This is a genomic window from Castellaniella denitrificans (assembly GCF_027214045.1).
GTDB classification, from domain to species: domain Bacteria; phylum Pseudomonadota; class Gammaproteobacteria; order Burkholderiales; family Burkholderiaceae_B; genus Castellaniella; species Castellaniella denitrificans_A.
On sequence record NZ_JAPWHE010000001.1, the window covers coordinates 852,044 to 873,481 of the forward strand.

Annotated in this window: 17 protein-coding genes, 1 tRNA gene and 1 pseudogene; 4 read left to right on the forward strand and 15 right to left on the reverse strand. The window is 68.6% G+C overall.

All coding sequences use genetic code 11. The features are described 5' to 3' along the window. Positions 1–15 precede the first annotated feature (15 nt). Together O4H32_RS04015 and ispB are read right to left on the reverse strand one after the other, a co-directional pair. Positions 16–92, reverse strand: a tRNA-Pro gene (locus O4H32_RS04015). Positions 93–159: 67 nt separating this feature from the next. After that, entirely contained in the window at positions 160–1,125 is a 966-nt protein-coding gene (gene ispB / locus O4H32_RS04020) for an octaprenyl diphosphate synthase (RefSeq protein ID WP_269356887.1), read from the reverse strand. A 100-nt stretch (positions 1,126–1,225) separates the two neighbouring features. Between ispB and O4H32_RS04025 the strand changes: the two genes are divergently transcribed. Next, positions 1,226–2,104, forward strand: a complete 879-nt coding sequence (locus tag O4H32_RS04025) for an ATP-binding protein (RefSeq protein ID WP_269356889.1) — start codon at positions 1,226–1,228, stop codon at positions 2,102–2,104. A 38-nt stretch (positions 2,105–2,142) separates the two neighbouring features. After that, positions 2,143–3,138 (forward strand): Nudix family hydrolase, encoded by a 996-nt coding sequence (locus tag O4H32_RS04030; protein WP_269356891.1) that lies wholly within the window; start codon positions 2,143–2,145, stop codon positions 3,136–3,138. Here O4H32_RS04030 and O4H32_RS04035 read toward each other — a convergent pair. The 7 genes from O4H32_RS04035 to O4H32_RS04065 are packed head-to-tail and all read right to left on the reverse strand — an operon-like array spanning position 3,131 to position 14,077. Beyond that, positions 3,131–4,549, reverse strand: coding sequence for an efflux transporter outer membrane subunit (locus O4H32_RS04035; RefSeq protein ID WP_269356892.1), 1,419 nt, complete (start codon positions 4,547–4,549; stop codon positions 3,131–3,133). The genes O4H32_RS04030 and O4H32_RS04035 overlap by 8 nt on opposite strands. Further along, positions 4,542–7,652, reverse strand: coding sequence for an efflux RND transporter permease subunit (locus O4H32_RS04040; RefSeq protein ID WP_269356894.1), 3,111 nt, complete (start codon positions 7,650–7,652; stop codon positions 4,542–4,544). The genes O4H32_RS04035 and O4H32_RS04040 overlap by 8 nt, the downstream gene beginning before the upstream one ends. Before the next feature lies 1 nt (position 7,653). Continuing rightward, a complete protein-coding gene (locus O4H32_RS04045) occupies positions 7,654–10,731 on the reverse strand; it encodes a multidrug efflux RND transporter permease subunit (protein WP_269356896.1) in 3,078 nt (1,025 codons plus the stop codon). After that, positions 10,728–11,903, reverse strand: a complete 1,176-nt coding sequence (locus O4H32_RS04050) for an efflux RND transporter periplasmic adaptor subunit (protein WP_269356898.1) — start codon at positions 11,901–11,903, stop codon at positions 10,728–10,730. The genes O4H32_RS04045 and O4H32_RS04050 overlap by 4 nt, the downstream gene beginning before the upstream one ends. Positions 11,904–11,915: 12 nt before the next feature. After that, entirely contained in the window at positions 11,916–12,668 is a 753-nt protein-coding gene (gene zapD / locus O4H32_RS04055; protein WP_269356899.1) for a cell division protein ZapD, read from the reverse strand. A gap of 12 nt (positions 12,669–12,680) precedes the next feature. Then, positions 12,681–13,313: a dephospho-CoA kinase gene (gene coaE / locus O4H32_RS04060; protein WP_269356901.1), complete on the reverse strand. Its 633-nt coding sequence runs from the start codon at positions 13,311–13,313 to the stop codon at positions 12,681–12,683. After that, positions 13,295–14,077 (reverse strand): prepilin peptidase, encoded by a 783-nt coding sequence (locus O4H32_RS04065; protein ID WP_269356903.1) that lies wholly within the window; start codon positions 14,075–14,077, stop codon positions 13,295–13,297. The genes coaE and O4H32_RS04065 overlap by 19 nt, the downstream gene beginning before the upstream one ends. Positions 14,078–14,144: 67 nt before the next feature. On the opposite strand from O4H32_RS04065, the gene O4H32_RS04070 reads away from it, so the two are divergent. Further along, a complete protein-coding gene (locus O4H32_RS04070; RefSeq protein ID WP_269356905.1) occupies positions 14,145–14,825 on the forward strand; it encodes a hypothetical protein in 681 nt (226 codons plus the stop codon). Positions 14,826–14,925: 100 nt separating this feature from the next. Here the strand turns inward: O4H32_RS04070 and O4H32_RS04075 are convergent. From O4H32_RS04075 to O4H32_RS04090, 4 genes and pseudogenes are all read right to left on the reverse strand, one after another. Then, positions 14,926–15,135, reverse strand: a pseudogene (locus O4H32_RS04075) (LuxR C-terminal-related transcriptional regulator); the annotation flags it as partial. Positions 15,136–15,202: 67 nt separating this feature from the next. Next, entirely contained in the window at positions 15,203–16,084 is an 882-nt protein-coding gene (gene panC, locus O4H32_RS04080; protein WP_269356907.1) for a pantoate--beta-alanine ligase, read from the reverse strand. A 23-nt stretch (positions 16,085–16,107) separates the two neighbouring features. Beyond that, positions 16,108–16,980, reverse strand: coding sequence for a segregation and condensation protein A (locus O4H32_RS04085; RefSeq protein ID WP_269356909.1), 873 nt, complete (start codon positions 16,978–16,980; stop codon positions 16,108–16,110). Between the two features lie 9 nt (positions 16,981–16,989). Continuing rightward, complete coding sequence (locus tag O4H32_RS04090) at positions 16,990–17,181, reverse strand: DUF3460 family protein (RefSeq protein ID WP_269356985.1); 192 nt, start codon at positions 17,179–17,181, stop codon at positions 16,990–16,992. Positions 17,182–17,254: 73 nt separating this feature from the next. Here O4H32_RS04090 and O4H32_RS04095 point away from each other — a divergent pair, with 73 nt between their 5' ends. Continuing rightward, the gene (locus O4H32_RS04095) at positions 17,255–18,682 is read left to right on the forward strand and encodes a DHA2 family efflux MFS transporter permease subunit (RefSeq protein WP_269356911.1); all 1,428 of its coding nucleotides are present in this window, start codon (positions 17,255–17,257) and stop codon (positions 18,680–18,682) included. A 6-nt stretch (positions 18,683–18,688) separates the two neighbouring features. On the opposite strand, the gene O4H32_RS04100 is transcribed toward O4H32_RS04095, so the two are convergent. Both O4H32_RS04100 and O4H32_RS04105 read right to left on the reverse strand, forming a co-directional pair. Continuing rightward, positions 18,689–19,471, reverse strand: coding sequence for a helix-turn-helix transcriptional regulator (locus tag O4H32_RS04100; protein ID WP_269356913.1), 783 nt, complete (start codon positions 19,469–19,471; stop codon positions 18,689–18,691). Between the two features lie 34 nt (positions 19,472–19,505). Continuing rightward, positions 19,506–21,438: vitamin B12 dependent-methionine synthase activation domain-containing protein (locus O4H32_RS04105; RefSeq protein WP_269356915.1), on the reverse strand; the 1,933-nt coding region annotated here is incomplete at its 5' end.

The following is a 21,438-nucleotide window of genomic DNA, read 5'->3' on the forward strand; positions in this document are numbered from 1 at the left end:
TTTTGCAGGAATGGATGGTCGGGGTGACATGATTCGAACATGCGACTCCTACGTCCCGAACGTAGTACTCTACCAGGCTGAGCTACACCCCGACGGTGCTGCCTAGGCGGATGCCGGTGCCTGGTGAAAACCAGGCAAACACCCACCAGCGGGAATATTTCAACGGTCTCGCTCGACCGCGAAAGCACAGAATTTTAGCAGAGTTTCCCGATAAACGGAATCTGGGAAGACGGCCAGGGCCTCGCAGGCCAGATCGGCCTCGGCGCGGGCCGCCTGGCGGGTATAGTCCAGCGCGTCGGTGGCGTGAATGGCGCGCGCCACGGCCTCGAAGTCGGCGTCGCCGGTCTCGATGGCGCCGCGGATCAGGTCGCGCTGCTCCGGCGTACCGGTTTCCAGCACCCGGATCAGCGGCAGGGTGGGCTTGCCCTCGCGCAGATCGTCGCCCACGTTCTTGCCCAGGGTCTGGACGTCGCCGCTGTAGTCCAGCACATCGTCGATCAGTTGAAAAGCCGTGCCGATGTGCCGGCCATAGGTGGCCGCGGCGGTCTCCTGTTCCGGCGTCGCGCCGGAGATGATCGCCCCCACCTGCGCGGCGGCCTCGAACAGCTTCGCGGTCTTGTAGCGCACCACCTGCAGGTAGCGGTCCAGCGAGACGTCCGGGTCGTGCACGTTCAGCAACTGCAGGACCTCGCCCTCGGCGATGATGGTGGTGGCCGCCGACAGCACCGCCATGGCGCCCATGGAGTCGGTCTCGACCATCATCTCGAACGAGCGCGAATACAGATAGTCGCCCACCAGTACGCTGGCGGCGTTGCCGAACACGGCATTGGCCGTCTCGCGGCCGCGGCGCATGTCGGACTCGTCCACCACATCGTCATGCAGCAGCGTGGCGGTGTGGATGAATTCCACCACGGCCGCGAGGCGGTGGTGGTTGTCGCCCCGGTAACCCAGCGCCCCCGCCACCAGCAGCACCATGGCCGGACGCATGCGCTTGCCGCCGGCGCCGACGATGTAATCGCCGATGGTGCGGATCAGGACGACTTCGGAATCCAGGCGGGCGCGGATGACGGCGTCGACCGCCCGCATGTCGGACACGATGGGAGCGAACAGTTCTGAGAAGTTCAAGACGGACCCGGATGCTGATGGGCGGCCACTCCGGCGGCCGCAAAGAGCCAGATTATACTTTCCGCAGAATCCGAATACACGACCGCACCCGACAGGACACATGGAGAACCCCGTGGCAGACGATCAATTGCAGGCGCTGATGAACCGGGCGATGGGCGTGCTGGCCCAGCTCGAAGCCTGGCTGCCGCCCGCCCCGCCCGCCATCGACTGGACGGCCCGCGCCTATCGCTGGCAGCGCCGGGGCACGCGCGGCTGGCTCGAAGCCGTCCGCCGCATCGCCCCCATCCACCTGGACGATCTGCGCCATGTCGACCGGCAGAAGGCCGTCCTCGAACGCAACACCCTGGCTTTCCTGGATGGCAAGCCGGCCAACAACGTCCTGATGACCGGGGCGCGCGGCACGGGCAAGAGTTCGCTGGTCCGGGCCTTGCTCGACGCCCATGCGGACCGGGGCCTGCGCCTGATCGAGATCGACAAATCGGATCTCGGCGACCTGGGGCAGATCATCGAACTCATCCATGACCGCCCGGAACGCTACGTCGTGTTCTGCGACGACCTGTCCTTCGAGGAGGGCGAGGCCGGCTACAAGGCGCTGAAGTCCGCGCTGGACGGCTCGGTCGCCTCGCCGGGCGACAACCTGCTGATCTACGCCACCTCGAACCGGCGCCACCTGATGCCGGAATACATGCGCGAGAACCTGGAGGCCCGGCACCAGCCCGACGGCGAGATCCATCCTGGCGAAACCGTCGAGGAAAAGATTTCCCTGTCCGAACGTTTCGGCCTGTGGCTGTCGTTCTACCCCTTTGCACAGGACGACTACCTGGACATCGTCGGCCACTGGCTGCGGTTCCACGGCTGCGACGAGGCCCAGGTCCGGGACGCGCGCACCGAGGCCCTGCAATGGACACTGGAACGCGGCTCCCGGTCCGGACGGGTGGCCCGACAATTCGCGCGCGACTGGGCGGCCCGCCATGTCTGACTGGGCGTCGTCCACCCTCCTCTCGTTTCCAAACCGCCATGACTGACTCCAAACCCTACATCCGCGTGGCCGCCGGCCTGATCATCGACTCCCGGGGCCGGCTGCTGCTGGGCCAGCGTCCGGAAGGCAAGGCCTGGCCCGGCTGGTGGGAATTCCCCGGCGGCAAGATCGAGGCCGGCGAAACCGTCGAACAGGCCCTGGTGCGCGAACTGGACGAGGAACTCGGCATCCGGGCCACATGCGTCTACCCCTGGGTGGTGCACGTGCATGAATATCCCAAGACCATCGTCGAACTGGCCTTCTGCCAGGTGACCGCCTGGGAAGGCGAGCCCCAGGGCCGCGAGAACCAGGCGCTGGACTGGGTGGACCCCTGGGAAATCCGCCTGGACGAATCCGAACACCCCATCGGCCCGGGTGGCGGCTCGCTGTTGCCGGCCGCCGCCCCGCCGCTGCGCTGGCTGCGCCTGCCCACGCGCTACCGCATCAGCCGGATCGGCCATCCCGACCGGCTGGCCGGCTGGTTGGCCGACCTGCGCCAGGAACTGCTGCGCGGTCTGCAACTGGTGCAATTCCGCGAGCCGGGCTGGGAAGGCGATCCGGCCTCGCTGCGCGAGGCTTTCCTGGCCGCGCTGGCCCTGTGCCGCCAGCATGGGGCCCGCTGCCTGGTCAACAGTGTCCATCCTACCGCCTGGTGGTCCGAGGCCGATGGCGTGCAGTTGCGCGCTGGCGACGCGGCCCGCGTCCTGCGAGACGACACACGCCCACCGGGCTGGCTGGGGGTATCCGCCCACACGGCGGATGACATCGAATGCGCGCGCCAGCTCCAGGCCGATTTCGTGGTGCTGGGACACGCGCTGGACACGGACAGCCACCCCGGCCTCCCGGCGCTGGGGTGGGAGCGCTTCCGCGCCCTGGCGGATGCCGCCGGCCGACCGGTCTTCGCCATCGGGGGCCAATCGCTGGATACGCTGGACGTCGCGCGCCGGCATGGCGCGCACGGGATCGCGGCGATCCGCGGGATGCTGGTCAGCTAGGCGTATAGCCGCCGCCCAGCGCGGCGATCAGTTGCGCCGAGGCCGTCAGCCGCTCGGCGCGAACGTCCAGGGCGGTCTGTTCGGCGCTCAGGGCGCTGGTCTGGGCCTGGACCACGCTCAGGTAGTCCACCAGGCCGGCCCGGTATTGATTGGTGACCTGTCGCAGGGTCTCGCGCGCCGCCGCCAGCGCCCGGTCCCGGGCGACCTGCTCCTCGGCCAGCGCCTGCGACTGGACCAGGGCATCCTCGACCTCGCGCAGGGCATCCAGGACGGTCTTGCGATAAGCCGCCGCCTGGGCGTCATAGGCCGCGCGGGCGGAGGCCGCGGCGGCGGCGCGCGCGCCGCCGTCGAACAGGCTCATCGCCAGGGTCGGCCCCAGCGTCCAGAAACGCGCGGGCGTCATGATCCAGGAAGCGAACTCCGCCGCCCGGTAGCCCCCCTGGGCGCTCAGGGTCAGGTCGGGAAACCAGGCGGCCTGCGCCACGCCGATGCGCGCATTGGCTTGCGCCGCGCGCCGTTCCGCGCCCGCGACGTCGGGACGGCGCAGCAACAAGGCCGAAGGCACGCCCACCGGAACCTCGGGCACCGTCGGCAGACCGGGGCCGTCCGCCAGGCGGAAGCGCCCCGGCACCTGACCCAGCAACACGGCAATGGCGTGAATCCGCTGCTGGCGCTGCCAGCCCAGACGGATGCGCTGGGCGCGGGCCTGATCCAGTTGCACGGAGGCCGCCGCCACGTCGGCCGGAGACGCCACGCCCGCCGCCAGGCGGTTGCGCGTCATCTCCAGCGCGCGCGCATATTCGTCCAGTGTGCGGGCCAGCAAGTCGTCCTGACGCTGGCTGGCCCGCACACCGAAATAGGCTTGCGCCAAGGTGGAGCGCAGGCTCAGGCGCATGGCCTCCAGGTCGGCGGCGCTGGCCTGCTCTCCGGCCCGGGCCGCTTCCACGTCGCGCCGCACACGGCCCCACAGATCGACTTCCCAACTGGCGGTGGCCGACAGGCTGTAAGTATTGGCGGGGTTGCCCGCCCTGGACACGCCCTGCCCCTCCCGGGTCGCGGCGCCCGACACCCCCAGCGTCGGGAACAGGCCCGCACGCGACGCATCCAGGGCGGCGCGGGCTTCGCGGAACCGGGCCTCGGCCTGGGCCAGATCCAGATTCCCCTGGGGCATCCGGCGCATCAGTTCGTCCAGCACCGCGTCGCCGAACAAGGTCCACCAGTCGGAGGGCAATGCGCGCGGCGGGGTGTCGGCCGGCATCCAGCGGCCTTCCGGCGCGTGGGCATAGGTCGCCCCGACGTCCTGGACGGGTCGCCGGTAATCGGGGCCGACGGCGCAGGCCGACAGGGCCAGGGCCGCCACGATGGCCAGCAGCACGCGCACGGCGGGGCGCGTGGACACACAATCAGCCATGAGGGGCAGGCTCCTGTTGCGGCGAAGGGGCGGCACGACGGCGGGATCCACGCAGACGATCCAGGCTCAGGTAAACGACGGGCGTAGTGTAGAGCGTGAGCACCTGACTGACCAACAGACCGCCGAAGATCGTCAGACCCAGGGGCTGGCGCATCTCCACCCCGGCCCCCGTGGCCAGCAGCAGCGGCAGCGCGCCCAGCATGGCCGACAGCGTGGTCATCAGGATCGGACGCAGGCGGGCCAGGCAGGCGCGGTAGATGGCCTCGCGCGGATCGAGGCCCTCGCAGCGCTGCGCCTGCAGGGCGAAGTCCACCATCATGATGGCGTTCTTCTTGACGATGCCGATCAGCAGGAAGACGCCGATCAGCGCAATCAGGGTGAATTCCATGTCCGCCAGCCGCAGGGCCAGCAAGGCGCCGATCCCTGCAGAGGGCAGTGTGGACAGGATGGTGACCGGATGGATGGTGCTTTCGTACAGCATGCCCAGCACCAGGTACATGGCCGCCAGCGCCGCCACCAGCATCCAGGGCTGCTGCGCCACCGCGTCGCGCATCATGCTGGCGCTCTGGTCGAGCCCCGCCTGGAGTTCCTGCGTCGGCAGGCCGATGCGCGCCACGGCCCGGTCGATGGCCGTCAGCGCCTGATCCAGGGATACCCCTGGCGCCAGACCGAAGGACACCGAATCGGCCGCCAGCAGGCCCTCGTGGTGGACCGAGCGCGGCGCGGTGCCCTCGGTGATCCGGGTGAAGGCCGTCAGGGGGATGCGCTCGCCGGCGGCGTTGAGCACGCCCAGTGCCCGCAGGGAATGCAGATCGCGGGCGTACTGGGATTGCACCGCCATGACGACGTGATACTGGTTCAGCGCGCCGTACAGCACGGCCGCCTGCCGCTGGCTGAAGGCGTTGTTCAGCACCCCCGCCAGATCCGCCATCTGCACGCCCAGCCGCCGCGCGGCGTCCCGATCGACGACCAGTTCCACCCGGCGCCCCTTGTCCTCGACGTCGTCGTCCACATCGACCAGCTCGGGCAGCGCGGCCAGGACATTGCGCACGCGCGGCAGCCACTGGCTCAGCAACGCCAGGTCGCTGCCCATCAACATATAGGAATAGGAGCCCGCCCGCGAAGAGTGGCCCACGAAGATGTCCTGCTGCGGCACCAGGAACATGCGCGCCCCGGGCGTGTGCTCGAAACGGGGCCGCAGGCGGTCGACGACGTCGCTGGCGCTGGCCGTGCGCTCGCTCAGCGGCTTGAGCTGCACCTGGATGAAACTGGAGTTGCTGCCGCCCCGTCCGCCGGCGTAGGCGGTAACGGTGTCCACCGCCGGATCGGCCAGCAGTGCGCGGCGGAACGCGTCCAACCGGACCTGGGTCTCGTCGAAGGACATGCCGGTATCCACGCGGAAGAAACCGAGCAATTGCCCCGTATCCTGTTGCGGGAAAAACCCTTTGGGAATACTGGCGTACAGATAGACGTTCACGCCGATCGTGGCCACGAGCAAAAGCAGGACGATGCGCCCATGGTCCAGGGACCAGCGCAGGGACCGCCTGTAGGCGGCCTCGCCCGCCTGGCCGCAACGGCTCAGCCATCGCCGCAGCAGGCCCCGTGGCGGCGGTTCGTGCGCGGCCGGCGCGCGCAGCAGGCGCGCCGCCATGACCGGGGTCAGCGTCACCGACACCAGCAGCGACACCACGATGGCCACCGACAGGGTAACGGCGAACTCCTTGAACAACCGCCCCACCAGACCGCCCACCAGCCACAAGGGAATGAAGACGGCGATCAGCGACAGGCTCATGGCCAACACGGTGAAGCCGACCTCGGTCACGCCGCGCAGGGCGGCACGCGCCGGGCGCATGCCGCGCCCGATGTAGCGCATGATGTTTTCCAGCACCACGATGGCATCGTCCACGACGAAGCCGGTGGCCACGATCAGGGCCATCAGGGAAATCGTATTGAGGGTGAAGCCGAACCACCACATCACGCTGAAAGTGCTGACCAGCGAGACCGGCACGGCCACGGCCGGGATCAGGGCGGCGCGCCAGTCACCCAGAAAGACCAGCACCACGGCCACGACCAGCACGACCGACAGCACCAGGGTCAGCTCGGCCTCGGACAGCGAGGCCCGGATGCTGGGCGTACGGTCCTGGGCCACGGCCAGGCGCACCCGATCGGGCAGCAGCGACTGGAATGCCGGCAGCAGCGCGCGGATGGCATCGACGGTCTCGATGATGTTGGCGTCGGCCTGTCGGCGGATGATCAGCAGCACGGCGGGACGGTCGTTGAAATAACCGACCTGATTGGTGTCCTCGACCGAATCCTCGATGCGCGCCACGTCGCTCAGCCGCACGGGGCGGCCGTCGCGCCATGCCACGATCAGAGGCGCGTAGTCGGCGGCCTTGCGCAACTGCCCGTCGGAATGGATCTGCCACTGGGTATCGCCGCGCCGCGCCAGCCCGCCCGGCTTGAGCGAGTTCACGTCCTGCAGGACCTGGCGCACGCGGTCCAGCGGGATTCCCATGGACTCCAGCGCCCGCGGGTTCACCAGCACGCGCACGGCCGGCAACGAACTGCCCCCCAGCGTCACCTGCCCCACCCCGTTGACCTGGGCCAGCTTCTGCGCCAGCACGGTGGACGCCAGGTCGTAGAGCTCGCCGCGCGTGGCAGTGTCCGAAGTCAACGCCAGCGTCATGATGGGCGAAGACGAAGAGTTCACCTTGCGGTAGGTGGGGTTGTCACGCATGCCCGAGGGCAGCATGGGCCGCGCAGCGTTGATGGCTGCCTGGACATCGCGCGCCGCACTGTTGATGTCCCGGTCGAGATCGAACACCAGGACAATCGTGGTCTGGCCCTCTCTGCTGCGCGAGTTCATGCTGTCCAGCCCCGCAATCGCGCCCAGCGACTGCTCCAGGGGCATGGCAACGCTGGAGGCCATGGTCTCGGGGCTGGCCCCCGGCAGCGAGGCCGAGACCATGATCATCGGGAGATCCACCTGCGGCAATGGAGCCACCGGCAAGAAACGCAGCGCCAGCGCCCCGGCCAAAGCCAGCGCCAGGCACAGAAGCGATGTGCCCACCGGCCGCTGCAGGAACAGGGCAAAGAACCGCATGTCAGCCACCTACCGCACGCCGACGCCCCAGTCGTTCGAACAACAGGTAGATCACGGGCGTGGTGAACAGTGTCAACACCTGGCTGCACAGCAGCCCGCCCACCATGGCCAGGCCAAGCGGCTGGCGCAGTTCCGCGCCTGATCCCGCAGCCAGCATCAGTGGGATGGCGCCAAAAAAAGCGGCCAGGGTCGTCATCAGAATGGGGCGAAAACGCAGCAGGGCCGCCTCGTGAATCGCGGCCTGAGGCCCCAGGCCGCGCTCGCGCTGGGCGTCCAGCGCGAAATCGATCATCAGGATGGCGTTCTTCTTGACGATCCCGATCAGCAGGATGATGCCGATCACGCCGATCATGTCCAGGTTCGCGCCGCCCAGCCACAGCGCCAACAGCGCCCCGATGGCCGCCGAAGGCAGCGTGGACAGGATGGTGACCGGATGGATCAGGCTTTCATACAGCACGCCCAGCACGATGTACATGGTCACGACGGCCGCCAGCAACAGCCACAGCGTGCTGGACAGCGAAGCCTGGAAAGCCCGGGCCGCGCCCTGGAAGCGGATCTCGACCGAGTCCGGCACGCCCAGCGCCGCGCGTGCCGACTCGACGGCCCGCACGGCGTCGGACAGGGCGGTGCCCGGCGTCAGGCCGAACGACACGGTGGCGGCCGGGAACTGATCCAGGCGCTGCACGGCCAGGCGCGCCAGCCCGGGCTCGAAGCGCGCCACGGTGGACAAGGGCGTGACTCCGCCCGAGGCCGTCGGCACGTGCAGGCGCCGCAGCGCCGCGGGGCCGCCGTCGAGCAGGTCCGCATCGGCCTCCAGCACCACCCGGTACTGGGCCGACTGGGTGTAGATCGTGGAAATCAGGCGCTGGCCGAAAGCGTCGTACAGGGCATCGTCGATCGAGGCCTGAGTGACGCCCAAACGAGCCGCCGCGTCGCGATCCACCACCACGGCCAGCGCCAGGCCGCGATCCTGAAGATCGCCGGCCACGTCGCGCAGTTGCGGCAGCGCGTGCAGGGCATCCACCAGCCGGGGGGTCCATTCGGCCAGCGCGGCCTCGTCCGGGCTGGCCAGCGTCATCTGGAACTGGGCGCGGCTGACCTGATCCTCGACCGACAGTTCCTGCACCGGCTGCAACCAGGCCTCCAGGCCCACGACCCGCCTCAAGGCCGCCTGCAGGCGTGCGATCACGATGTCCGCCCGGTCCCGGCGTTCGTTCAGCGGTTTGAGCGTGATCTGCAGACGGCCGGTGTTCAGCGTGGCATTGTCGCCGTCGATGCCGATGAAGGATGCCACCGAATCCACGGCCGGATCGGCCTGCACCCGCTCGACGGCCTGCCGCTGCAGGCGGTCCATGACCTGGAACGAGGCCGACTGCGGTCCCTGCGTGATGGCCTGCACCATCCCCGTGTCCTGCTGCGGGAAGAAGCCCTTGGGGATGGCGACGTACAGGCTCGCCGTGACGCCCAGCGTCGCCAGGAACGCCCACAGGGTCGCACGCTGGTGCGCCAGCACCCAGGTCAGCCACCGGTCGTAGGCGGCGATCAGCCTGTCCATCAACACCCCTGTGCCTCGCAGGAAAGGACCGTGCCGCTCTTCGGATTCCGGTCTCAGCATGCGCGCGCACATCATGGGCGTGAGCGTCAGGGAGATCAGCAGCGACAGCAGGATGGCGACGGCCAGGGTGACGGCGAACTCGCGGAACAGACGCCCGACCACGTCGCCCATGAACAGCAGCGGGATCAGCACCGCGATCAGCGACAGGGTCAGCGACACCAGGGTGAAGCCGATCTGCCTGGCCCCGCGCAGCGCGGCCGCCATCGCGGTTTCGCCTTCCTCGATATGGCGGGCGATGTTCTCGATCATGACGATGGCATCGTCCACCACGAAACCGGTGGCGATGGTCAGGGCCATCAGGGTCAGGTTGTTGATGCTGAACCCCAGCAGTGCCATCAGGGCGAAGGTCCCGACCAGGGACAAGGGAACCACCACGCCGGGAATCAGGGTGGCGCGCCAGGTCCGCAGGAACACAAAGGTCACCGCCACCACCAGGGCGATGGCCAGCAGCATCTCGATCTGCACATGGGCCACCGAGTCGCGGATCGTGCGCGTGCGGTCCGACGCCACCCGCAGATCCACGCCGGTGGGCAACGTGGCCCGCAGGCCGGGCAGCAAGGCCCGGACGCGATCCACCACCTCGATCACATTGGCGCCCGGCTGGCGCTGGATGTTCAGGAGGATGGCCGGCGTGCGGCCGAACCAGGCGGCCTGGTCGCGGTTCTCCGCCGCGCGGCGCACCTGCGACACGTCACCCAGCCGAAGCGGCGCGCCATTTTCGTACGCCAGGATCAGGCGCTCGTATTCGGCCGGATCCTTGAGCTGGTCGTTGACGCTGATGGTGATCGAGCGCTGCGGTCCGTCCAGATTGCCCTTGGGCTGGTTGACGTTGGACTGGTTCACGGCCTTGCGCACGTCGGCCAGCGTCAGGCCATGCGCCGCCAGCGCCTGCGGATCGACCTGGATGCGCACGGCCGGCCGCTGGCCGCCCGCCACGCTGACCAGCCCCACGCCGCTGATCTGGGACAGCTTCTGCGCCACGCGCACCTCGATCAGGTCGCGCACCTGGGGCAGCGGCAGCGTGGGGGACGTCACCGCCAGGGTCATCACCGGGGCATCGGCCGGATTGATCTTGCTGTAGATCGGCGGCGAAGGCATGTCCGGAGGCAGCAGATTCGAGGCCGCGTTGATGGCCGCCTGGACTTCCTGTTCGGCCACGTCCAGCGGCAGGCCCAGGTCAAAGCGCAGGGTAATGCGCGACGAGCCCCCCGAACTGGTGGACAGCATCTGCGACAGGCCCGGCATCTGTCCGAACTGACGCTCCAGCGGCGAAGTCACCAGCGCGGTCATGACATCCGGCCCGGCCCCCGGATACAGGGTGGTGACCTGGATGGTGGGAAAATCCACCTGGGGCAGCGCCGACACCGGCAATTCGCGGTAAGCCAGCAGGCCCGCCAACGCCAGCGCGACCATCGCCAGGGTCGTGGCGACCGGCCGCAGGATGAACAGGCGCGACAGGTTCACGACACGGCGCCCGAGGCCTCGGGCACGACGATTTCCACATCGCTGCCGTCGCGCAAGCGGTCCGTGCCTTCGACCACCACCGTGTCGCCCGCCTGGATACCGGATTCGACCACCACCCGCTCGCCGTCATCCACCCCGGTCACGACCGGCACGACCCGGGCCTTGCGTTCGGCGTCCACGCGATAGACGTATTCGCCCTGCGAACTGCGCTGCACCGCCCTCAGAGGCAGGGTCACCCCATCCTGCACGCCCAGACGCAGGCGGACCTGGACGAACTGATTGGGGAAGAGGGACTCGTCGGCGTTGTCGAAACGGGCCTTGAGCCGGACGGTGCCGGTGGCCACATCGATCTGATTGTCCACCGCCACCAGGGTTCCGGTGGCCAGCGCCGTGCCCGCGACATCGCCGAACAGTTGCGTCCGCAGGCCGGGCTCGGCGCGGCGCGCCTCGAGCAGGTCCTGCAGGCGTGTTTGAGGAATGGAGAAGACCACATCGATCGGCCGGCTCTGCGTCAGCACGACCAGGCCGTCGGCGTCAGAGGCGCGGATCATGTTGCCCACATCGACCTTGCGCAGGCCCAGGCGGCCATCGACGGGCGCGCGGATCTCGGTGTAGCCCAATTGCAGCCGGGCGTCGTCCACCGCCGCCTGATCCGATTTCGCCTGCCCCTGGAGTTGGCGCACCAGGGCCCGCGCGGAATCCAGCTGCTGGCGGGCCACGGAATCCTGCTTGAACAATTGCTCGTAGCGGGCCAGGTCGCGGCGCGCCTGATCCAGCTGCGCGGCATGCTGCATCTGCTGGCCCAGGGCCTGGTCCAGCTGGATGCGGAAAGGCCTGGGATCGATCACCGCCAGCACGTCGCCGGCCCGCACGGTCTGGCCATCGGCGAAATCCACCGACTGCAGCGGGCCGTCCACACGCGAGCGGATGGTGACGGTCGCCAGCGGCGTGACAGTCCCCAGCGCCCGCACACTGCGATCGATCCGGCCGGACTCGGCACGCGCGACGGACACCGGTGTCGCCTGCCCGCCCATCCGGAAACCCCGCCCGCCGGGCCCGTCGGCCGCGCCCGGCCAGAAATGCCACAGAACGAACGCCGCCACACCGCATGCCGCCATCCACACCAGAATCCTGCGGCGCGCCCACCAGGGCCGCGTCGTTGCGTTGGTCATGACGATGGAATCCTACAGATTGCAGCGGGCCAGGCGGAAGGCGATGTCGCGGCCGACCGGCTGGGGCTTGAGTTCGTTGTCCTGCGATGAAAAACGCACCCAGATGACGTACTTGTTGGCGCTGACTTCCGGGAACACGCCCAGGGCCGGATCGACCCAGACACGCAGCAACTGGAAAGACTTGCCGCCCAGCATTTCCTGATAGGCGCCCTGGCCGGCCATTTGATCGCGTGCATCGCCGGCATCACGCAGCAATTGCAGGATCAGGGCCATGGCCCGGTGCAGCGGCATCAACGGTTCGATCCAGCCACGCAGGTCGGCGACCCGCGTATCGGATGGCTTGATCTGCCAGGAATAGTAGGAAGGCATGTCGACGGGCGAGGATCCGCCCGGCACCGTGATGCGCCCGCGCAGGCTGGCGAGCCATTCGTTGTCGCGCAAGCATTGGCCGATGCGGCCCTGCCCGGCGAGCGCCGCCGACACCGCCTGGATTTCCGTCAGGAGTTTGTCCAGCGTGACGCCGTCGACGCCGGGATGCTCGCGCAACGCCGACAGCGCGGAACGGTGCCGGTCCATGTCCTGGAGCACGGCCGTACGGACGTCGGCGCGTTCACAGATGTCCAGCAGATCGAACAGCGTGGTCATGGCGATCTGATGGCAATGGGCGTCTTCGCCCCGGGCGAAGAAGAACAGGCGGTCGAACAGGTATTCGACCCTCAGCAGGGTGCGTACACGTTCATTACAGGGATACTCGTACAGAATCACGCGCAAAAGACCCTATCCATGAGTGGTGCGTCCATCCGTCGGCCGGGACGCGCGGTCGCACCAGGCCTGGTGAAGCAGGGAGACGTTCTGGCGCAGCGTGTCCAGATCGGTGGAGCCATCATTGACGATGACGTCGTCGGCAGCGGCCAGGCGATCCGCCCTGGATGCCTGAGCGGACATGATACGCTCAATGGTGTCGCGCGTCAGCCCGCTGCGCGCCCGCACCCGGCCCACCTGGGTCTCGGGATCGCAGTCCACCACGCAGACACGGTCCACCCGGTCGCGCCAGCGACCGGATTCGACCAGCAGCGGCACGACGAACACCAGGTAGCGCCCCCGCGCCCGTGCGGCCTGGTCGCGCACGGACCGGTCGATCATGGGATGAAGCACGGATTCAAGCCGCCGGCGGGCCGCCGGATCGGCGAAAACGCGGGCGCGCATCCAGTCCCGGTCCAACGCGCCGTCGGACCCGATCGCCTCCGTGCCGAAAGCGGCCCGCAGCGGTTCGATGGCCGCGCCGCCCGGCGCCGTCAGATCGTGGGCGATCCGGTCGGTGTCGATCACCGTCGCCCCCCATTCGGCCAGCCAGTCGGCCACTTTGGACTTGCCCGAGCCGATGCCCCCGGTCAGGCCGATGGAAAACATGGCATCTCCGCATGATGATTCGGAATCATGACTGTACCGCAAGCCCGCATCGCCAGCGGGGCCAGCACCCATGCGGCGGCCGCCAGGGCGATGCAGGGCCCGAAAGGATAGGGCCGCCGCCAGCCGCCACGCCGCCCCAGGCCGCCGAACAGCCCCAGCACGCAGGCAAGCCAGAGGATGCCGGCGGCGGCTTCCAGCCCGAGCCAGCCCGACAGCGCCGCCAGGCACTTCACGTCGCCGCCGCCGAAACCATCCCGTCCGCGCAGATGGCGATACAGCCATGCCATGCCGGCCAGGCCCGCCCAGGCCAGGACGGAAGCGATGACGGCGGACATGGGATTCCGGGCACCCAGCAGCCAGCCGGCCGCCATCAGCGGCAAGGTGAGCGCGTCCGGCAGGAGACCACTGCGCGTATCGATCCAGGCCAGCGCGGCCAGGACGATCGCCAGCGGCGCGAGCCCGGGGGCGCCTGCGGCGGCCAGCAGCCCCGCCACCAAGCCCAACAGCACCGCCATCGATCCATCCCGGGCTGGCCGCCAGGGCCGCGACGGAGCATCCACCGCCGCGGCCCAGAGCGTGCGCGCCGTGGCTGGCGCGCCGGCCGCCAGGCGCGCCGCGTAGGCCTCGGCCCAACGTACCAGGAAGACACCCGCGCCCGCGCCCGCCGCCGCGTTCAACCCGTACGCGCCCCAGCCAGCCGCGCCCTGCGCGGCGGCGGCCAGGATCGCCAACCCCTGGAACGCACCGTCCGCCCACCCGGCCATTGCGCCGCTCCCCATCGCCAAGCCCCCCTCAAATGCGTAGAATGGCGGCTTCACGATCCTGTCTGTCATGACCATGCCGCGCGCCCTTTCCACCACGATCCCCCGCCTATTCAGCCTGGCGCTGCTGGCGTTGCTGGCCGCCTGCGCCCAGCAGCGCGAACCCGGCTTCTATGACGTCCCGCGCGGCGACACGGCGTCCGACGCCCGGCATCGCGCCCAGGGCGACGCGGGCACGGTCGCCCCCGCGCAATTGCAATTCGGATTCGGCGCCGACAGCCAGAAAAAGCCGGCTTCGGAAAGCGGCACCGGTGCTGGCGCCGAAAACGCGGCCGGACAACCCGCCCGCCCCGCAACCCCCGTGAAAATCCCCACTGAGCTGGCCGAGACCCGCACCTACCTGGGCACTGTCGCTTGCCCCGCCGGCCAACAGGCCTGTCCCGCGCGACGCATGACCCTGACCCTGGCGCCGGACGGCCAATGGCGCGCCCGCAGCAAGCCACTGGACGGCACAACGGCCACGGCGTCCATGGGCTGCTGGCATCTGGTGTCGACCGAGCCCGTCGGCATCGTGCTGCAAACCGGCGACCAGGCCCGGGCCACGCTGGAATTCATCCAGGCGAACGTCCTGCGCCTGACCCGGATGGACGGCCAGGCGCCTTTGCTGGAATCGCGGTTGACCCGCCAGGCAGATATCGACCCCATCCAGGAGCTGGCATCGCAACCGGCCGAAGCCTGCACCGCACGCTGAGTCCGGGCGAAGTCGGGACGGCGCCCAAGGCGGACGGTCCCGAAACGGCCGTGCCGGTGTCCGGACAGGGCGGATCGCCCGACAGACAGTAGCGGGTCAATTCGACCGCGTTGCGCACACGCAATTTCTGAAATATCCGCGCCCGATGGGCCTCGATCGTCCGCTGCGTGACCCCGAGTTCGGCGGCGATGTATTTATTGGACCGCCCCCGGGTGAGATAGTCCGTGACTTCCCGTTCACGCACCGTCAGGCGGCTCAGCGACGTATCCCGGCCGTCCGGGTATGCACGGATCGAATGGTTTTCCTGCATGGATGCTCCCCCTGTTCATTGTTGTATGCAGGGGGATTCTGCATGACCCACGCGGAGTCCGCACCTGTCAGTTCTGACAGCTTGCCGCGCCCTCGGAATCCAGGCTCTGGAACTCCAGATTGTCGATCAGCCGCGTCGCCCCCAGGCGGGCGGCCGTCAGCACGACCAGGGGCTCGCCATCGCGGATTTCCTGGGCGGTGGGGGGCATCAGATCGCGTTGACGGCGCACGGCGACATAGTCGGGATCCCAGCCGCGCTCGCGCAAGGTCAACATGGCCTGCGCCTCCGCCGCGGCGGCATCCGCCCGGCCGGACTGGATCTGGTCGCGCACCCGCTGGAGCAGGCCGTACAGATTGGGCGCCTCGGCCCGCTCCTGCGCGCCGAGATAGCGGTTGCGGGAGGACAGCGCCAGACCGTCCTCATCGCGCACGGTTTCGTGGGCGATGATTTCCACGGGCAGCTGGAACTGGCGGCACATGGCACGCACCACCATCAATTGCTGGTAGTCCTTCTTGCCGAATACGGCCACGCGCGGCTGGACACAGGAAAACAGTTTCAGCACCACGGTGCTCACGCCCATGAAGAAATCGGGCCGGAACTCGCCCTCCAGGATCTTGCCCAGGGATTCGGCGGGCTGGATGCGGAAGTTCTGCGGCTCGGGATACAGCTCGCGCTCGTCGGGCGCGAACAGCACGTAGACGTCACGCTCGGCCTCGAGCTTCTCGATGTCCTCGGCAAGGGTCCGGGGATAACGGTCGAAATCCTCGTTCGGACCGAACTGCAGCCGGTTGACGAAGATGCTGGCGACCACGGGGTCGCCATGCTGACGCGCCAGCCGCATCAGCGACAGGTGCGCGGCATGCAGATTACCCATGGTGGGCACGAAGGCGACGCGCAGCTGGCCGCGCAACTGGTCGCGCAAGGCCTCGATGGAATGGACGACTTTCACGGGGGATTCTCCGGCGAGCGGCCTCAGGCCGAGCGCGTGTAGGACAGTCTGACGTAGAGCGGCGCGTAAGGCGCCGCCTGGGTGATTTCCAGCAGGGATTCGCGGGCCAGTTCCAGCAGCGCCAGGAAATGGACCACGATGACGGCGGCCGGCTCGCCCATGCGGACACGTTCGAGGAACAGTTCAGTGAATTCCATGAAGCGCACATCCGACAGGCGACGCAGGATATGGCTCATGTGGTCGCGCACGGACAACTGCTCCCGGGTGATGCGATGGCTGGCGTTCAGGCGCGCCCGGTGCATGATCGCCGACCAGGCCTCGCGCAGGTCGTCCGCCGATACTTCCGGCAGCAGCCGCGCGACCTCGAAATCGGCCGCGGCGTGGGCCACCAGGAAATCGCGCCCGACGCGCGGCATGTCGTCAAGACGCCGGGCCGCCAGTTTCATGCGCTCGTATTCCAGCAAGCGGCGCACCAATTCGGCACGCGGATCCTCGGCTTCCTCGCCGCTCTCGGACTGGCGCACCGGCAGCAGCATGCGCGACTTGATCTCGATGAGCAGCGCCGCCATCAGCAGGTATTCGCCCGCCAGTTCCAGGTTCGATTGCCGCACCTGATCGACGTAGGCCAGGTACTGGGCGGTGACCTCGGCCATGGGGATGTCGAGCACGTTGAAGTTCTGCTTGCGGATCAGGTAGAGCAGCAGATCCAGCGGTCCCTCGAAGGCTTCCAGGAAGACCTCGAGGGCGTCGGGCGGGATGTAGAGATCCTGGGGAATGGAGAACAGCGGTTCGCCATACAGGCGCGCCAAGGCGACGTGGTCGACCACGTCGGGGGTACTGTCTTCCGTGGGCGCCATCAGGGCGTCCAGCCCGGGATCGGGCGGCCGGGGAGGCATGGCCCCCGGTCAGGCCTTCTGATAGTAGACGTAGGGATCCTGGGGCACGCGGGCGGCCCGGAAGCCTTCCTGCTGCTCCGGGTCCAGGTCCTTGTCCCACAGGCGCGCGCGGCCGGCGAACTGGCGCGACTCCGTGTCGGGATGATCCGTTTTGTACTGGTTCAGGAACTGGGTCAGTTCAGAGGTGAAGTTGTTTGCCATAATGGTGCCGTAGCCGTTTTCCATGACCGATGGGCTCCAAGTTTACTGCACTCGGCCCCGCTCACGCCCGTCCATGCCAGAATCCCAGCATCGCATCCCCGTACCGCCCGCCGCCTCGTCGCGCGAAATCCGGATGATCCCCTTCATCGTCGGCTGCGCGCTGTTCATGCAGATGCTGGATTCCACGGTCGTGGCGACCGCCCTGCCGACCATGGCGCTGGATTTCGGCACCACGGTGGTGCACATGAATGTCACCATCACATCCTATCTGCTGGCGACGGCTGTGTTCGTGCCCATCAGCGGCTGGGCGGCGGACCGGTTCGGCGCCCGTGCCGTATTCCTGGCGGCCATCGCGCTGTTCACCCTGGGATCCATCGCCTGCGCAGCCAGCGGCACCCTGGGCCAGCTGGTCGCCGCCCGGGTCGTCCAGGGCGCCGCCGGCGCCATGATGGTGCCGGTCGGGCGCATCATCCTGCTGCGCCGCATCCCCAAGGCCGACCTGCTCAAGGCCATGGCCTTCCTCACCATCCCCGCCCTGCTGGGACCGGTCATCGGCCCACCGGTCGGCGGCTTCCTCGTCACCTACGCGTCCTGGCACTGGATCTTTCTGATCAACATCCCCGTGGGCATCCTGGGCATCGCCATGGTGCGGCGCTGGATCGCCCGTGACGTGCCCGCCAGCCGGCCCCGGCTGGACACCATGGGCTTCCTGCTCAGCGGCGTCGCCATGGCGGCCCTGATGACCTGCCTGGAAGCCGCCGGGCACGGCGGCCTGGGGCTCTGGCCGACTGCGGGGCTGCTGTGTCTGGGCCTGGGTTGCGGCATTCTCTACGTCCGCCACGCCCGCCACGTCACCTACCCCATCATCGACCTGAGCCTGCTGCGCACCCGGACTTTCGCCGTGTCGGTGCTGGGCGGCAACCTGTGCCGCTTCTCCGTCGGCGCCTCGCCCTTCCTGCTGGCCATCCTGCTGCAGGTGGGCTTCGGCCTGTCGGCGTTCTCGGCCGGGATGATCACCTTCACGTCGGCCGCCGGGGCGATGCTGATGAAGCTGGTGGCCACGCCCATCGTGCGCCGCTTCGGCTTCCGCCGCGTCCTGATCGCCAACGCCCTGATCGCGGCGGCCTTCACCGCCGCCTGCGCCCTGTTCCAGGCCGACACGCCGATCTGGGCCATGGTGGCGGTCCTGCTGGTCGGTGGCTTTTTCCGCTCGCTGCAATTCACCGCCGTCAACGCCCTGACCTATGCGGACCTGGATTCCGCCCAAATGAGCCGGGCCAGCAGTTTCGCCGCCACGGCCCAGCAGTTGGGCATCAGCCTGGGGGTGGCCTGCGCGGCGATGACCCTGAATCTCAGCATGACGCTGCGCGGCGGCACCGAGGCCGACCGCATCGATGTGATGTGGGGGTTCGCAGTCATCGCCGCGATCGTGGCGGCATCCGCCCTGTCCTTCCGGCGCCTGCCGGCTCGCGCGGGCAGCCAGTTGCGCGCGCGGGAATGAGGATCCTCAATCGTTCAGCAGCATCACCAGTTTGCAATCCGGCCGGATCGCCAGCCGGAAGGTGAACTGCCGGAAACGCAACCGTCCGTCCGCCGGGTGCTGGAATTCACGCAGGCCGCCTTCCCGGTCCACCACGACCTGGCGCGTCCAGGCCCGGGCGAACAGGGGGCTGCCGGCCTGCAATTCGGCCACCAGCGCGCCGATGCCCGGTTCGCCCGCCAGCGCCGCCACGTCCGCGCGGAATTCGGCCACCACCCGGCTGGCGCGCTCTTCCCAGTCCACCACCAGCGTACGCGCGGCCGGATCCAGGAAGATATAGCGCAACAAGTTGGGTTGCCCGCGAACGGGCCAGCCGTCGAACACGCGCAACAGGGCGGCGTTGCAGGCCAGCACGTTCCAGGCCTGGTCCAGCACGTAGGCCGGACAGCGGATGCTGTCGACGCAATCCTGCAGCCCGTCGGGCAGGGCGATCGCATCCAGATGGCCGGCCTGCGGGTCGGCACACTCGGCCAGGCTGAACAGATAATGCCGCTCGGCGCGCGCCAGCCGCAGCGCGTCGGCCAAGCGGCACCAGACATCGACGGACACGGACACGTCGCGGCCCTGTTCGATCCAGGTGTACCAAGTGGCGCTGATCCCGCACAGCTGGGCGATCTCCTCGCGCCGCAGGCCCGGGGTGCGGCGCCGCACCCCGGGGGGCAGGCCATGGTCGGCCGGCGCGACGCGCGCCCGGGCGCTGCGCAGGAAGGCGCCCAGCTCCCGGCGCCGGGCCGCGTCATCGCGCGGCATGGTCGTCTCCGGGTCGGGCGCCGTGCATCGTGCCTCAGCGCAACACGCTGGCCAGGGTGCGGCGCACGTCGTCCTCGTCGCGCCCCGTTCGACGGACGTAATCGGCGACCTGATCGGCACCGATATTGCCGACGTTGAAGTATTTTGCCTGGGGATGACTGAGGTAGAAGCCGCAGACGCTGGAGGCCGGCATCATGGCGAACCCTTCGGTCAGCCGCATGCCGATCTCGGCACAGTCGAGCAAGTCGAACATTTCCCGTTTGACGAGGTGTTCCGGGCAGGCCGGGTAGCCGGGCGCCGGGCGGATACCCTGATACTGCTCGTCGATGATGGCCTCGTTGGGCAGGGACTCGTCGGGCACGTAGCCCCACAGATCGCGACGCACCCGGGCGTGCAGCGTCTCGGCGAAGCCCTCGGCCAGGCGGTCGGCCAGGGCCTTGAGCATGATGACGGAGTAGTCATCGCCCGCGTCCTGGAACTGCTTTTCGTGTGGCTCGATGCCGATGCCGCCCGTGACCGCGAACATCCCGATGTAATCGGTCACGCCGGAGTCCTTGGGCGCGATGAAGTCGGCCAGGCACTTGTTGTCCACGCCGCCGCGTTTCTGCGTCTGCTGGCGCACGCCGCGCCAGGTCAGCAGCACCTCGCTGCGGGTCTCGTCGCGATAGATCTCGATGTCGTCGTCGTTGACACTGTTGGCGGGATAGAAGGCGACGATGCCATTGGCCGTCAGCCAGCGGCCCTCGACGATACGCTTCATCATGGCCTGGCCTTCCGCATAAAGCTTGCTGGCTTCCTCGCCCACGACTTCGTCGGTCAGGATGGCCGGGAACTGCGCCATCAGTCCCCAGGACTGGAAGAAAGGCGTCCAGTCCAGGAATTTCAGGATCTCGTGCAGGTCGTAATGCTTGAAAGTCCGCCGGCCGATGAACTTCGGCCGCGGCGGGACGTAGCTCGCCCAGTCGATCGCCGGCTTGTTCGCGCGCGCCTCTTCGATCGTCAGCATCGGCACGGCCTGGCGGTTGGCATGGCGTTCGCGCACCCGCTCGTATTCGTCGGCGACGCCTTTGAGATAAGCGTCCGCCTGATCGGACATCAGGCTGGTGGCCACTCCCACGGAACGGCTGGCGTCGGGCACGTAGATCACCGGGCCCTCGTAGTTGGGGGCGATCTTCACGGCGGTGTGGACCTTGCTGGTGGTGGCTCCGCCGACCAGCAAGGGGATGTTGCGTTCACGGAAATACGGGTCGCGCTGCATTTCCGAAGCCACGTAGGCCATTTCTTCCAGGCTGGGCGTGATCAGGCCGGACAGGCCGACCATGTCGGCGCCGATTTCCTTGGCCTTCTCGAGGATCTTGGCGCAGGGCACCATCACGCCCATGTTCTCGACCTCGAAATTGTTGCATTGCAGGACGACGGTGACGATGTTCTTGCCGATGTCGTGCACGTCGCCCTTGACCGTGGCGATGACCAGCTTGCCTTTGGAGCGCACGTCGCCGCCGGCCTCGGCCAGCTGACGCTTTTCCTCTTCGATGAAGGGCAGCAGGTGCGCCACGGCCTGCTTCATCACGCGCGCCGACTTGACCACCTGGGGCAAGAACATCTTGCCGGAGCCGAACAAATCGCCCACCACGTTCATGCCGTCCATCAGCGGGCCCTCGATGACCTCGATGGGCCGTCCGCCGGCCGACATGATTTCCTCCCGGACTTCCTCGGTGTCCTCGACGATGAAGGCGGTGATGCCATGCACCAGCGAGTGCGTCAGGCGCTCGCGCACCGTGCCCTGGCGCCACGTCAGGTCTTCTTCTTTCCTGGCGCCCGAGCCCTTGATGGTCTCGGCCAGTTCCACCAGGCGCTCGGTGGGCGTGCGCTCGTCGGCCGGGCCGGGCCGGCCGCCCGGGGGGGGGCGGGGGGGGGGCCCCCCCCCCCCCCCGCCGCGGGCCGGCGGGGGGCGGGGGGGGGTCACC